Origin of the sequence: Pseudomonas hefeiensis (genome assembly GCF_030687835.1) — a bacterium.
GTDB classification, from domain to species: domain Bacteria; phylum Pseudomonadota; class Gammaproteobacteria; order Pseudomonadales; family Pseudomonadaceae; genus Aquipseudomonas; species Aquipseudomonas hefeiensis.
The window spans coordinates 4717073-4731541 of record NZ_CP117449.1 but is presented as its reverse complement, the minus strand read 5'-3'; the positions used below and the strand labels follow the sequence as shown (position 1 = coordinate 4731541).

Here is a 14469-nt window from a genome sequence, read left to right as displayed (position 1 = left end):
GCCGGCGCCTTCGCGAGCAAGCCCGCTCCCACATTTGATCGCCTGTGGCCGCAAAATTTGTGTTTGCCGCAAATCCATTGTGGGAGCGGGCTTGCTCGCGAAGGCGGCCTCTCAATCACCGCATATCCCAGCAAAAATCACCGCTCACGCATCGCCTCAGTCCGGGCCTTCAACACCGGTTTGAGCAAGTAATCCAGCACACTTTTCTCCCCGGTAATGATGTCCACCGTCGCCACCATCCCTGGAATGATCAGCAACGGATTGGCATCGCCGCCCAAGTGATTTTTATCTGTGCGCACCTGGATCAGGTAGAAGCTGTTGCCCTTGTCATCGGTGATGGTGTCGGCGCCGATCAGTTCGAGCCTGGCGCTCATTCCGCCATAGATCGTGTAGTCATAGGCGCTGAACTTGACCATGGCTTTCTGGCCCGGATGCAGGAAGGCCACGTCCTGGGGGCGGACCTTGGCTTCGATCAGCAAGTTGTCTTCCAGCGGCACGATTTCTGCCATGTCGCTGCCCGGCTGCACCACGCCGCCGATGGTGTTGACCTTGAGTTGCTTGATCACCCCGTACACCGGCGAGACCACGGTGGTGCGGGTCACGCGGTCGTCGATGGCAATGCTCGATGCAGTGATTTTTGACAACTCCGTGCGTTTCTCGTTGAGTTCCTTGGCCGCCTCGGAACGGAAGGACTGTTCCGACTCGTCGATCTTGCTCTTGATCTCGTTGATCGCCGATTCGGCCCGAGGAATCGCCAGGGTCGTGGCGTTGAGCGAGCCACGGATTTCCACCGCGCTGCGTTTGAGCCGCAGGATTTCCACCGGCGACACCGCTCCAGTGCGCACCAGCGGCGCCGACATGTTCATCTCCTCTTGCAGCAGGGCCAGGCTGGAACTGAATTGGCCCTGCTTGGAGCGAAATTCCGCCAGCTCCTGGGTTTTCTGGCGCAGTTGTTCGGTCAGCGTCCGCTGTTCGCTGGCCAGGCGCCGCTGCCGTTGTTCATACAGTGAGCGCTCATCTTCGGCCACCTGCGGGGCTTTGCTGATGACTTCAGCGGACAATTCGAAAGGCCGGCCCTCGGCTTCGGCCGACAAGCGTTCGACCTGGGCGGTCAGCGCATAGCGGTCGACCTCGCTCTCGCCCTTGTTCGACAGAAACCGCGTGTCGTCCAGGCGCAGCAGGGTGTCGCCCTTGTTCACCATCTGGCCTTCGCGCACGAAAATTTCGGTGACGATGCCGCCCTCCAGGTTCTGGATCACCTGAATCTTGCTCGAGGGAATGGCCTTGCCTTCACCGGTGGTGACTTCCTGCAACACCGCCAGTTTGGCCCACACCAGCGCGGCGATGATCAACCCGGCCGCCAGCCACACCGTGACCCGCGAGCGCCGCGGCGAATCCTGCAGCGCCGCGCCGGCGGTTTCCGGCATGAACTCGCTTTCGGCGCTTTTGCTGAAACTGCCGAAGTAGCTTCGGGCCGCGGAATCGGGTGTTTGAGCAGACATGGGCGATACCCGTCAGTTAAAAGAACTAAGGTTGGTGCGGCTTTTGTGGCGAGGGGATTTATCCCCGCTGGGCTGCGAAGCAGCCCTAAAATCAGACACCTCGGTGTGCCAGCCTGATTGAGTTGATTGCTCTTGGGGCAGCTTCGCAGTCCAGCGGGGATAAATCCCCTCACCACAGGGGCTGTGTGGGCTGTTATACCGCCGCGGCCCCCACCCGTCCCTTGCGCAGCGCATCAATCACCGCTTCTTTCGGTCCGTCGGCCACGATCCGGCCGTTGTCCAGCACCACCAGCCGGTCCACCAGGCTCAGCATCGACGTGCGATGGGTCACCAGCAGCACTGTCTTGCCCTGCACATGGGTATGAAGCTTTTGCCGCAACACGTCTTCGCTGCTGTTGTCCATGGCGCTGGTGGGTTCGTCCAGCAGCAGGATCGGCGGGTCGAGCAATAGGGCCCGGGCCAGCAGCACGGCCTGGCGCTGCCCACCGGAGAGCAACTGCCCGCGCTCGCCCACCGGGCGGTCGAAGCCCTGGGGATGCTGGCGGGCCAGTTCGGTGACGCCGGTCAGTTCCGCCACTTCCAGCATGCGTGCGTCGCTGATGTAGCGGGCGCCGAGGGTGAGGTTGTCCCGCAGGCTGCCGGCCAGCAGCGGCAGGTCATGGGCGACATAACCGATCTGTTGACGCAGGTCCGCCACGTCCAGTTGCCGAAGGTCCAGCCCATCGAGCAGCAACTGGCCTTCCTGCGGCTCATAAAACCCCATCACCAGGCGCGCCAGGGTGCTTTTGCCCGAGCCACTGCGACCGATGATCCCGACCCGTTCGCCGGGCTTGAGGCTGAAACTCACATTCGCCAGCGCCGGGGCGTTCTGGCCGTCGTAATGGAAGGTCACACCGCTGACGTCCAGCGCGCCCTGTAACTGGGTGCGGTCCAGCGGCCGTTGTTTGGCATCGCGCTCCTGGGGCAGCGCCATCAGCGCGTCGGTGCTACGCATGGTGAGCTGGGCTTGCTGGTAGCGGGTGATCAGCCCTGCGATCTGCCCCAGCGGCGCCAACACCCGGCTGCCGAGCATGTAGGTCGCCACCAGCGCGCCGACGCTGAGGTTGCCGGCGATGATGCTGTAGACCCCGGCGACGATAGTCGCCATGCCGGCCAGTTGTTGCAGGAACAGCGTGCCGTTGGTCGCCAGCGCCGAGAGGCTGCGTGCGTGGCTGTCCAGGCGGGTGAGGGCGCCGTGGGTGCTTTCCCACTGATGCTGGCGCTCACTTTCGGCGCTGCAGGCCTTGAGGGTTTCCAAGCCTCCGAGGGTTTCGATCAGCAACGCCTGACGCTGCGCGCCCAGGGCCAGGCTTTTTTGCACGGTGTCGCGCAGGCGCGTCTGGATGATCATCGCGAAAATAATGGTGAGTGGAAAAGCCACCACCGGAATCACCACCAGCCAGCCACCCAGCAACCCGATCACCACCAGCATCAGCACCGCGAAGGGCAGGTCGATCAGGCTAGTAAGGGTGACAGCGGTGAGGAATTCGCGCAGGCCCTGGAAGTCATGGATGCTCTGGGCGAACCCGCCGATGGTCACCGGTTTGGCCTTCATCGCCATGCCGGTGATGCGTTCGAACAGGGTCGCGGAGAGGATCACGTCGGTTTTCTTGCCGGCGGTGTCCAGCAGATGGGCGCGCACCACGCGCAAAACCAGTTCGAAACCGGTGCCGATCAACAGCCCCACGGCCAGCACCCACAAAGTGGACGTGGCCTGGTTCGGCACCACGCGGTCGTAGGTCTGCATGACGAACAGCGGCACCATCAGCCCCAGCAGGTTAATCAGGAAACTCGCCAGGATCGCGTCGCTGTACAGCCAGCGCGACAGTTTCAAGGTGTCACGAAACCACGCCTCGACCCGTGGAACCAAGGGCGCGCGCAGGTCTTCGAGCTCATGGCGCGGCCGGGCGAACAACGCCTGGCCGCTGTAGACGGCGCTCAGTTCGTCGCGGCTGACCCACTGCTCGCCGCCATCGGCTTCGCTGGGCAGGATCAGCGCCTGGCCGTCCTCGCCCCAGCGCCGCAACACGGCGCAGCGACCACCGGCCAGAATCAGCATCACCGGCAGGTTGAGCGGCGAAATGTCGGTCAGGTCACGGCGCAGCAAGCGTGCCTGCAAACTGGCCCGGGCCGCTGCGCGCGGCAGCAGGTCCAGGCTCAGACGTTGGTGCGCCATTGGAAGCCCGGCGCCAAGGCTGGCGCGGCTGACTGTCGCGCCATGGAGTTTGCAGAGGATCAACAGACCGTCCAGCAAAGGATCATCGAAATTCAGCCGCGGATCCGTGCTGGGCGTTGCGGGTTCCATGCTGGTCACATTGATCGCTCCCATTTTTTGGGGGGCCTACTTCAGCTCGGGCAACCGCGCTTCGTTTTTGACTTCTGTTTGAGCGACCGCGTCGGCCGGCAGCACCACCCGCTGTTTGCTCAACAACTGGCCCATGTTCGCCAACACCCGATACATCGAGTATTCCTCGGTGTAGCGTACTTCGGTGTAGCGACGGTTGGCGTTGTACAGCTCGTTTTCGCTGTCGAGCACATCGAGCAGGGTCCGCTGACCGAGGCCGAACTGGTCCTGATAGGCGGCGCGCACCCGGGAGGTGGTTTCGGCGTATTCCCGGGCGGTGGGGGTCTGTTTGCGGGCGTTGAGCATCGCGTTCCAGGCCAGGCGGGTGTCTTCGTTGAGCTGGCGCAGGGCGTTGTTGCGGATGTCCATGGCCTGGTTGATCTGGTGGGCATTGGACGCCAACCGCGCCTTGTCGCTGCCGCCGCGAAACAGGTTGTAGTTCATCACTACGCCGACCCTCCAGTTGTTGTCGTGACCCTCTTCACCGCCGAGGTTGTTATTGGCGCCCACTGCCGCTTCGGCGTCGAAACGCGGATAGAACGGCGACTTGGCCACTTCGTACTGGCTTTCGGCGGATTGCACGTCGGCCTGGGCCGATTTCAGGTACGGGTTGTTATCCACCATGCTTTGCTGGGCTTGGAGCAGGTCAGCGGGCATCTCGCCTTTGGTCGAGGGCGGTGTTTCCAGCTCATCGGGCATGCGCCCGACCACGCTGTAGAAGTTTGCCTCGGCGTCGGCCAGGTCGACCTGGGCGGTGTCGAAGTTGTTTTCCGCCAGGGCCCGGCGAGCATTGGACTGATCGGAGTCGGCGGTACTGCCCACGCCACGCTCGGTGCGTAGGCCGATCTGGTCGTTGACGCGCAGGTGAGCCTGCAGGTTGTTCTTGGCCAGCGTCACCAGCTCGCGCCGCTTGAGCACTTCCAGATAAACCTCGATGGTGCGCAGCGCCAGATCCTGGGCAGTGCCTTGGGCGTAGTAGGCCCGGGAATTGACCACGCCTTTGGTCCGCTCCACTTCATTGGCGGTGTTGAACCCGTCAAAAAGCATCTGCCGCAGGCGCAGCTCCGATTGGGTGTAAGTCAGGATATTGGTGTGGTGATTGCCCAGCGCCCGGGTATTGGTGTTGTCGCTGTAGCCGCGACCGTAGCCGGCATTCAAATCCACCGACGGGAAGAACCCCCCTCTGGCGACCTTGACGTCTTCGTTGGCCGACAGACGGCTATCGACCCGTTGTGCCAGTTCCGGGTGCGTAGCAATAGTGCTCTGGATCGCTTCGGTCAATGACATGGCCTGCGCTGAAGAAGAGCAGGCCATGGCCAGCAAAACCGCGCTGCAGAGGGGGGAAAGAACGCGCATGGGGTGCATCTCCTTAGGTCTGTTGTGCTTCGCTGTCGCCAAAATATTGACGTACTTAAGATCAAAACCGTTTCAAGCTTGTAACAACACAGCTAAGAACATCCTGCGCGAAACCTAAGAAGAATTTCTCATAAGTCTTATGCCAAAAAAAACTTATGTGCTTGGAAAAAAGCGGCACATTGTTCAAAACGAAAGCCTTTGAATCTGCGGGTTCTGACGGATTTTAGGCGTCAATAAAAGTTCCGTATTCATTTTGAAGCGACGTGAAGAAGGGCTGGAAGGGCGAAATGCGAGGCGGTTTAAAGCGACGGTTTTTTGTCATTGTGGCGAATAGCTAGCGCCTTTTTCACCCACGAAGGCTGGCAGATTTTCCAAATTCCTGGCCGCCAACCGAGCACGAATTCTTCACCCAAACAGGTGCCGACCACGGTTGGCAACGGAGGGAATGCACATGGCAGCGCTCATCGGTACCGTCAGCAAGGTGGTAGGGCAGGTTTTCGCAGAAGCGGTCGGTGGCCTGCGACGGCCTCTGGTTGAAGGCGATCGGCTGTATGCCGGTGAGCACCTGATCACCGGGGCCGAAGGGGCGGTGGCTGTGCAGTTGCAGAACGGCAAGGAGTTGACCTTGGGCCGCGGAAGTGACCTGACCTTGAGCCCGCAATTGCTCGCCAATCAGGCGTCTGCCGGCGATACGTCTGAGGCGCCGACTCCCAGCGATGCGCAGCTGACCGATGTGCAAAAACTGCAACAAGCCATCGCCGCCGGCGCCGACCCGACCCAGACCGGCGAGGCAACAGCCGCCGGCGCCGAGGGTGGTAATCCGGGGGGCGTGGGTGGTGGGCACAGTTTTGTGTTGTTGGAGGAAGTCGGCGGGGAGGTTGACCCGCTGATCGGTTTCCCCACCGCCGGGTTCAACGGGATACCCGAGTTTCCAGAACTGCGTCTGGCCGGTGATCCGGATGACGGCGGCGACGATGCAATCGTGCCACCGGTAGACCCTGAAACCCCGGATAACCCCGTTACCCTTGATGGCCTGACCGTGGATGGCGGTGAGTTGACCGCCAATGAAGCGAACCTGTCTGACGGTTCTGCCAGCAATCCTGGGGCGCTGGTGCAAAGCGGCAGCTTCACCATTTCCGCGCCCGATGGATTGAGCAGCCTGAGCATCGGTGGCATCAGCGTGATCACCGGCGGCGTACCCGCAGGTTTTCCCCAATCCATCACCTCGGCACTGGGCAACACCTTGACCATCACCGGCTACAACCCCGCCACCGGTGTGGTCAGCTACAGCTATACCCTGACGGACAATGAAAGCCATCCCGCCGGTGGCGGGGCCAATAACATCAGCGAGCAGTTCCCCGTCGTGGCCGTCGATACCGATGGCGACACTGCCACCGGGACTCTGGACGTCAACATCACCGACGACGTCCCCCAGGCGATTGACGACAGCCACGCCAGCACCGCATCGGAAAGTCTGGTCACGCTCACCGGCAACGTCTTGCCCAACGATCACCAAGGCGCCGACCGCATCCCCACCGGGCCTGACAGCGGGCCGATCATTGGCGGCACGTTCACCGGCACCTACGGCACCCTGGTGCTGAACCCCAACGGCACGTACACCTACACCCTCAACACCAGCGACCCGCAATTCGTGGCGTTGCATGGCGGCGGAAGTGGCACTGAAACCTTCACCTACACCCTGACCGACGCCGATGGCGACACCAGCACCGCCAACCTGGTGTTGCAGGTACACAACAACGACGACCCGGTGATCATTGAAGGCCTGGACACTGAAGGCGGCGAGCTGAACCTTCAGGAAAAAAATCTCAGCGACGGCACCAGCCCGGACGCTCCGGCGTTGACCCAAAGCGGCACCTTCACCATCACCGCCCTGGACGGTGTGCAGACCCTGAGCGTGGGCGGCATCAACGTCGTCACGGGCGGTGTTGCAGCCGGTTTCCCGCAATCCATCACCACGGCATTGGGCAACACGCTGACCATCACCGGCTTTAACGCCGCCACGGGCGTGGTGAGTTACAGCTACACCTTGCTGGACAACGAAGCCCACGCCAACGCCAACGGCGCCAACAGCCTCGGCGAGCAATTTGCTGTCGTGGTCACCGACGACAACGGCACCACGGCCAACGGCAATCTGGACGTGAATATCGTTGATGATGTGCCTCAAGCCGTGGACGACAGCAACGCCGGCACCGCCTCGGAAACCAACCTGACCCTGACCGGCAGCGTGCTGACCAATGACACCGAAGGCGCCGATCGTGTGGCGTCCGGCCCGGTCACGCCCGGTACCTTTACCGGCACTTACGGCACGCTGGTCCTTAACGCTGACGGTTCCTACACCTACACGCTCAACACTGCCGACGCAAACTTCAAAGGCCTGCACGGCGGCGGCAACGGTAGCGAAACCTTCACCTACACCCTGACCGACGCCGATGGCGACACCAGCACCGCCAACCTGGTGTTGCAGGTACACAACAACGACGACCCGGTGATCATTGAAGGCCTGGGCACTGAAGGCGGCGAGCTGAATCTTCAGGAGAAAAACCTCAGCGACGGCACCAGCCCGGATGCTCCGGCGTTGACCCAAAGCGGCACCTTCACCATCACCGCGCTGGACGGTGTGCAGACCCTGAGCGTGGGCGGCATCAACGTCGTCACGGGCGGTGTTGCCGCCGGTTTCCCGCAATCCATCACCACGGCATTGGGCAACACGCTGACCATCACCGGCTTCAACGCCGCCACGGGCGTGGTGAGTTACAGCTACACCTTGCTGGACAACGAAGCCCACGCCAACGCCAACGGCGCCAACAGCCTCGGCGAGCAATTTGCTGTCGTGGTCACCGACGACAACGGCACCACGGCCAATGGCAACCTGGACGTGAACATCGTTGATGATGTGCCTCAAGCCGTGGACGACAGCAACGCCGGCACCGCCTCGGAAACCAACCTGACCCTGACCGGCAGCGTGCTGACCAATGACACCGAAGGCGCCGATCGTGTGGCGTCCGGCCCGGTCACGCCCGGTACCTTTACCGGCACTTACGGCACGCTGGTCCTTAACGCTGACGGTTCCTACACCTACACGCTCAACACTGCCGACGCAGACTTCAAAGGCCTGCACGGCGGCGGCAACGGTAGCGAAACCTTCACCTACACCCTGACCGACGCCGATGGCGACACCAGCACCGCCAACCTGGTGTTGCAGGTACACAACAACGACGATCCGGTGATCATTGAAGGCCTGGACACTGAAGGCGGCGAGCTGAATCTTCAGGAGAAAAACCTCAGCGACGGCACCAGCCCGGATGCTCCGGCGTTGACCCAAAGCGGCACCTTCACCATCACCGCCCTGGACGGTGTGCAGACCCTGAGCGTGGGTGGCATCAACGTCGTCACGGGCGGTGTTGCCGCCGGTTTCCCACAGTCCATCACCACGGCATTGGGCAACACGCTGACCATCACCGGCTTCAACGCCGCCACGGGTGTGGTGAGTTACAGCTACACCTTGCTGGACAACGAAGCCCACGCCAACGCCAACGGTGCCAACAGCCTCAGCGAACAATTTGCCGTCGTGGTCACCGACGACAACGGCACCACGGCCAATGGCAACCTGGACGTGAACATCGTTGATGATGTGCCTCAAGCCGTGGACGACAGCAACGCCGGCACCGCCTCGGAAACCAACCTGACCCTGACCGGCAGCGTGCTGACCAATGACACCGAAGGCGCCGATCGTGTGGCGTCCGGCCCGGTCACGCCCGGTACCTTTACCGGCACTTACGGCACGCTGGTCCTTAACGCTGACGGTTCCTACACCTACACGCTCAACACTGCCGACGCAGACTTCAAAGGCCTGCACGGCGGCGGCAGCGGTAGCGAAACCTTCACCTACACCCTGACCGACGCCGATGGCGACACCAGCACCGCCAACCTGGTGTTGCAGGTACACAACAACGACGACCCGGTGATCATTGAAGGCCTGGACACTGAAGGCGGCGAGCTGAATCTTCAGGAGAAAAACCTCAGCGACGGCACCAGCCCGGACGCTCCGGCGCTGACCCAAAGCGGCACCTTCACCATCACCGCGCTGGACGGTGTGCAGACCCTGAGCGTGGGCGGCATCAACGTCGTCACGGGCGGTGTTGCAGCCGGTTTCCCGCAATCCATCACCACGGCATTGGGCAACACGCTGACCATCACCGGCTTCAACGCCGCCACGGGCGTGGTGAGTTACAGCTACACCTTGCTGGACAACGAAGCCCACGCCAACGCCGACGACGCGCCAACAGCCTCAGCGAACAATTTGCCGTCGTGGTCACCGACGACAACGGCACTACGGCCAATGGCAACCTGGACGTGAACATCGTTGATGATTTGCCCACCGCCCATGCTGACTCCGCCTCGGTGGACGAAGGCGGGACCGTCAGCGGCAACGTCCTGAACAACGATGTGGGCGGTGCCGACGGCCCCGCCGCAAGTGGCGCGGTGATCGGCGTTCGTGCTGGCAGCGACACGTCAACCTCGGCGGTTGGCGGCCTTAACACCCAGATCAACGGCACCTATGGCTACCTGACCCTGGACGCCAACGGCAATGCCGTTTACCACAGCAACCCGAACAGCGTCGGCGCGCCGGGAGCCACCGATGTATTCACCTACACCGTGCGCGATGCCGACGGCGATGAAAGCACCACCACCATCACCATCGATGTCTACAACAGCGCCCTTGTCGCCGAAACCGACCAGGACATTACTGTCTACGAAAAAGCCCTGGACCTGAACCAGGACGGCCAGGACCTGGCCCCCGGCACCGTCACCGGCAGTGCGCCGAACGCTACCAGCGAAACCGCCAGCGGTAGCCTGGTCGGTTCGGTCACAGGTGCGATCGGCGCCGTGACTTTCGCCCTGGTGGGCAACGCCACCGGTGCCTACGGTCAGTTGCTGCTCAACCCCGATGGTTCGTACACCTACACCCTGACCTCGCCAGCCACCACGGCACCTTCGGCCAACGATGGTCCGAATGTCCTGAGTGAAAGCTTTACCTATCAAGCCACCGATTCTTTGGGCAATACGGTCACCAGCACCATCGTTATCAACGTCGTTGACGACGTGCCCACCGCCCATGCCGATTTGGCTTCGGTAGTGGAGGGCGGCACGGTCAGCGGCAATGTGCTGGACAACGACGTGCTCGGCGCCGACGGCGGTACCGTGATCGGCGTTCGTGCCGGCAATGACACTTCAAACCCTGCGTTGGGTGGTCTCAACACCCAGATCAACGGCACCTACGGCTACCTGACCCTGGACGCCAATGGCAACGCCGTTTACCACAGCAACCCGAACAGCGTCGGCGCGCCGGGAGCCACCGATGTATTCACCTACACCGTGCGCGATGCCGACGGCGATGAAAGCACTACCACCATCACCATCGATGTCCACAACAGCTGCCTCGTCGCCGAAACCGACCAGGACATTACCGTCTACGAAAAAGCCCTGGACCTGAACCAGGACGGCCAGGACCTGGCCCCCGGCACCGTCACCGGCAGTACGCCGAACGCTACCAGCGAAACGGCCAGCGGTAGCCTGGTCGGCTCGGTCACTGGTGCCGTCGGTGCCGTGACTTTTGCTCTTGTAGGCAACGCCACCGGTGCTTATGGACAGTTGTTGCTCAACCCGGACGGTTCCTACACCTACACCCTGACCTCGCCAGCCACCACGGCACCTTCGGCCAACGATGGTCCGAATGTCCTGAGTGAAAGCTTTACCTATCAAGCCACCGATTCTTTGGGCAATACGGTCACCAGCACCATCGTTATCAACGTCGTTGACGACGTGCCCACCGCCCATGCCGATTTGGCTTCGGTAGTGGAGGGCGGCACGGTCAACGGCAATGTGCTGGACAACGACGTGCTTGGCGCCGACGGTGGTGCGGTGATCGGCGTTCGTGCCGGCAACGACACTTCAACCCCCGCGTTGGGTGGCCTCAACACCCAGATCAACGGCACCTACGGCTATCTCACGCTGGACGCCAATGGCAACGCCGTTTACCACAGCAATCCGAACAGCGTCGGCGCGCCGGGAGCCACCGATGTATTCACCTACACCGTGCGCGATGCCGACGGCGATGAAAGCACTACCACCATCACCATCGATGTCCACAACAGCTGCCTCGTCGCCGAAACCGACCAGGACATCACCGTCTACGAAAAAGCCCTGGACCTGAATCAGGATGGCCAGGACCTGGCCCCCGGTACCGTCACCGGCAGCGACCCGAGCGCCACCAGCGAAACCGCCACCGGTAGTCTTCTCGGTTCGGTGAGCGGTGCCAGCGGTGCGCTGACGTTCAGTCTGGTGGGCAACGCCACCGGCGCCTACGGCCAGTTGTTGCTCAACCCCGACGGCTCGTACACCTACACGCTGACTTCGCCAGCCACGACGGCACCCAACGCCAACGACGGCCCGAATGTGTTGAGCGAAAGCTTCACCTATCAGGCTACGGACGCCTTGGGCAACAGTGTCACCGGCAACCTGGTGGTGAGCATCGTCGACGACGTGCCCACGGCCGTCGCGTCCGAGCGTTCGGTGACGGCGGTGGAGATCGACTCGAACCTGCTGATCGTGCTCGATGTGTCCGGGAGCATGGCCGACCCCTCTGGTGTGCCGGGGCTCTCGCGGCTGGACCTGGCGAAACAGGCGATCAGCGCCTTGCTCGATAAATACGATGACCTGGGGGATGTGAAAGTCCAGCTCGTGACCTTCAGCAGCAGCGCCACCGACCAGACTTCTGTGTGGGTGGACGTGGCGACCGCCAAGTCGCTCCTCACCGGCCTGTCGGCAGGCGGCGGGACCAACTACGACGCGGCGGTGGCAGCAGCCAAGACCGCTTTTGTCACCTCGGGGCAACTGACCGGAGCGCAGAACATTGGCTACTTCTTCTCCGACGGCAAGCCCACTACGGGCCAGGGAACCGGTGCGGCGGACGAAGCGGCGTGGAAAGCTTTCCTCGACGCCAATGGCATCAAGAACTACGCCATCGGCTTGGGCGGCGGGGTCAGTGATACTCACCTCGACCCGCTGGCCTACGACGGCAGCACCCACACCGACACCGACGCGGTGCTGGTCACCGACCTGAACCAGCTCAACTCGGTGCTCTCTGGCACCGTGCAAGGTGTACCGGTCACTGGCAGTCTGCTGGGCGAGGGCGGCTCGTTCGGCGCAGACGGCGGGTTTGTCAAAAGCCTGGTGGTCGACGGCACCACCTACAGCTACGATCCGGCCGCCAACGCCGGACAGGGTGCGCTGACCGCCAGCGGCGGGGCCAACCATGGCACCTTCAATACCGCCAACAACACGCTGAGTATCGCCACCGACCACGACGGCACGCTGCTGGTGAATCTCGACACCGGCGAGTACAGCTACACGTCCCAGACGGCCACCAGCACATTGATCACCGAGACCATCGGCTACACCGTCAGCGACAACGACGGCGACCTGGCCAGTTCCAGCCTGGTGGTCAAGGTTCTGCCCAACAGCCCGCCCGTGGCGGTCGACGACAACATCATCACCAACGTCCTGTCGGGCAACATCGTGATCCCGGGGGAAATGCTGCTGGGCAACGACAGCGACGCCAACGGCGATCCGCTCACGGCGTCACCCACCAGTTTCAATACCGGATGGGTCGCCAAAGGTGCAGACTTCACCGGCAGTACCGGCACGGTCAGCTTCGCCGGTAACAACGTGCAGTCGATCAACCTCAATCGCGGCGCTTTTGTCGCCAATGCCGCGACCATGACCGCGGTGCTGGTGGTCAGCGGCGCACTGGGGATGGTGTCCAACCACAACGCCAACGATGAAGACCGGCTCAATATCAGCCTCAAGCAGGGCGAAACTCTCACCCTGGACCACAACCTGGCGGCCGGCCGCATTGCCCTGGAATACTCCCTCAACGGTGGGCCTTTCATCGCGATCACCGATGGCGCCTCGTTCACTGCGGCGGCGGATGGCAACTACCAGATCCACGTCACCAACATCGCCAATGGCAGTGGCGGCAACCCCAAAGGCGCGGAAAACTACCAACTGACCTTGACCGTCAACTACGCCGGAGCCCAGGACAGCACGCCGGATTACCACGGCAGCTACACCACCAGCGACAATCACGGTGGCAGCGACAGCGCGGCGGTCGGCATCAGCTATCAGGCAGGCCACACCCTGACGGGCACCACCGGAGACGACGTACTGATGGCCGGCGAGGGTGACAACATCCTCAACGCGGGCGACGGCGACGACATACTCAGCGCGGGTTCGGGCAACAACACCTTGCATGGCGAGGCGGGCAACGACTTGCTCTACAGCGGCACCGGCAACGACCTGCTCGACGGTGGCACCGGCAACGACACCGCCAGCTACGCCCACGCCAGTGCCGGAGTTACGGTGAACCTGGGCTTGCTGGCCGCGCAAAACACCTTGGGCTCCGGCATCGACACCCTGGCGGGCATCGAAAACCTGGTCGGCTCGAACTTCAACGATACCCTCACGGGGGATGGCGCCAGCAACCGCCTCAACGGCGGCCTGGGCGACGACGTGCTCAATGGCGGTGGCGGCGATGACGTGTTGATCGGCGGCCTGGGCAACAACACCCTGACCGGTGGCAGCGGCGCCGATACCTTCCAATGGCAAGTGGGCAACAGCGGCCATGACCTGGTCACGGACTTCACCCCCGGCCTCGACAAACTCGACCTGTCGCAACTGTTGCTGGGGGAAAATGGCAGCAGCGCGTCCCTGGACGACTACCTGCACTTCAGCATCACTGGCAGTGGCGCCTCGGTTATCACCAGCATCGACGTCAGCTCCACGGCCGGTGCCACGCCGCACCAGACCATCGACCTGGCCGGCGTCAACCTCGCCAGTTACTACGGCGTCACGCCTGGCGTGGATGGCATGATTGCGGGGGCAGATACGGCGACCATCATCAACGGAATGTTGAATGATCATTCGTTGAAGGTGGACACGGTGTGAGGTGAGCTGAAACGACAAAACCCGTCATGTTCAGTTTGGATGTGGCGGGTTTTGTTTGTTTTGGTGGAGACAGGTGGGTTGGGTAGCCCCTCATTTTTATGGAAGCACACTGGCCCTTGTGGCGAGGGGCATGCTGTCCTGACTGGAGTAGGCCGACGTAATCCAGCGTACGATTTCCAGCAAAGCACCCTTTTAAAGCAC

At 62.3% G+C, this 14469-nt stretch carries 5 protein-coding genes; 2 read left to right on the top strand and 3 right to left on the bottom strand.

Going from position 1 to position 14469, the window contains the following annotated elements:
• Nucleotides 1-137: 137 nt before the first annotated feature.
• From PSH57_RS21150 to PSH57_RS21140, 3 genes are all read right to left on the bottom strand, one after another.
• The gene (locus tag PSH57_RS21150; protein WP_305385326.1) at nucleotides 138-1502 is read right to left on the bottom strand and encodes an HlyD family type I secretion periplasmic adaptor subunit; all 1365 of its coding nucleotides are present in this window, start codon (nucleotides 1500-1502) and stop codon (nucleotides 138-140) included.
• 193 nt (nucleotides 1503-1695) lie between these two features.
• Nucleotides 1696-3855, bottom strand: coding sequence for a type I secretion system permease/ATPase (locus PSH57_RS21145; protein WP_305385325.1), 2160 nt, complete (start codon nucleotides 3853-3855; stop codon nucleotides 1696-1698).
• A 27-nt stretch (nucleotides 3856-3882) separates the two neighbouring features.
• On the bottom strand, nucleotides 3883-5241 hold the full coding sequence (locus tag PSH57_RS21140; RefSeq protein WP_256232155.1) for a TolC family outer membrane protein: 1359 nt from the start codon (nucleotides 5239-5241) through the stop codon (nucleotides 3883-3885).
• Nucleotides 5242-5692: 451 nt separating this feature from the next.
• On the opposite strand from PSH57_RS21140, the gene PSH57_RS29385 reads away from it, so the two are divergent.
• Both PSH57_RS29385 and PSH57_RS29380 read left to right on the top strand, forming a co-directional pair.
• Entirely contained in the window at nucleotides 5693-9619 is a 3927-nt protein-coding gene (locus PSH57_RS29385) for a retention module-containing protein (protein WP_422766051.1), read from the top strand.
• Nucleotides 9571-14268 carry a beta strand repeat-containing protein gene (locus tag PSH57_RS29380; RefSeq protein WP_422766050.1) on the top strand — a complete coding sequence of 1566 codons (4698 nt, stop codon included), beginning with the start codon at nucleotides 9571-9573 and terminating at the stop codon, nucleotides 14266-14268. The genes PSH57_RS29385 and PSH57_RS29380 overlap by 49 nt, the downstream gene beginning before the upstream one ends.
• Nucleotides 14269-14469 lie beyond the last annotated feature (201 nt).